The organism is Pseudomonas sp. HMSC066A08 (assembly GCF_001813025.1).
Lineage (GTDB): Bacteria > Pseudomonadota > Gammaproteobacteria > Pseudomonadales > Pseudomonadaceae > Pseudomonas > Pseudomonas aeruginosa.
On sequence record NZ_KV811373.1, the window covers coordinates 1 to 532 of the forward strand.

Below are 532 nucleotides of genomic sequence, written 5' to 3' on the forward strand. Positions count from 1 at the left end.
ACAGCGCACGATCTACGACGACTTTGGCGGCGAGGCGGAATTGGGCATCAGCTACTCCCAATTCAATCGCTACGTCGTCCGGTACATAACAGGAGCAAAAGACGATGGGCACCAAAGAAAAGGCATCGGGCAAATCGCCCCGCCAAGCCCCTCCCCGGCCCCTACAGGAGCCGCAGGAGGCCAACCAAGGGGTAGCAGCACCCCGGCCGAAAAACCCGGCCAAAAGCGCCCCGGATTCCAGCACAACCCAAACAGCGGCAACGACCGCGACGACCTCATCTGAAAGGAGCATCGCACCTATGAACGACGTAACCACTCCGGCCCTGAACACCCTCGCCCGTCAGGTTCATTTCACGCTGCAAGGCAAGGGCGGCGTCGGCAAGTCCTTTATCTCGTCCCTGCTCGTCCAGTACATCGACGGCAAGGGCCTGCCGGTCACAGCAGTGGACACCGATCCGGTCAATGCCACCCTCGCCGGTTACAAGGCGTTTAACACCCAGCGCCTTGAGCTGATAGAAAACGGCTCGCTGAT

The 532-nt window shown here is 60.3% G+C and carries 1 protein-coding gene and 1 pseudogene; both read left to right on the plus strand.

Annotated elements, in window-relative coordinates; translation table 11 throughout:
• On the plus strand, window positions 1-283 hold a 283-nt coding region (locus HMPREF2886_RS34860), incomplete at its 5' end, for a hypothetical protein (protein ID WP_083318647.1).
• 16 nt (window positions 284-299) lie between these two features.
• Window positions 300-532: pseudogene (locus tag HMPREF2886_RS30625) on the plus strand (conjugal transfer protein TraL); the annotation flags it as partial.